This is a genomic window from Pseudomonas sp. PME37.24/025 (assembly GCF_055556615.1).
Window position 1 is genome coordinate 1 of sequence record NZ_JBVHNK010000262.1, and the last position, 265, is coordinate 265.

Sequence of the window (265 nt, forward strand, 5' to 3'; positions counted from 1 at the left end):
CCCATTGCTTCAGCAGATGCTCGAAGCCGCCGACCAGCATGTCGGCCTTGCTCGGGAAATGGTGCGACAGGGCACCGCGCGATACCCGGGCATGCGCCGCCACCAGGCCGGTCGACAGCCGGTCGTAGCCGACCTCGCACAGCGTCTCCAGCACCGCCTCGGCGAGCCTCAGCCGCATGGCGGCGGTTCGTTCGGCCTGGGTACGCCTTTGGCGTTTCGGCGGCTTCTGCTCGATCATCTCGGTCTCGGTCTGGCCCGCGTCATG

General features: G+C 68.3%; 1 protein-coding gene. It reads right to left on the minus strand.

Translation table 11 applies throughout. The features are described 5' to 3' along the window. Window positions 1-265 (minus strand): TetR/AcrR family transcriptional regulator (locus ACZ3HH_RS30300; RefSeq protein ID WP_465810305.1); only part of this gene is annotated, 265 nt, incomplete at both ends.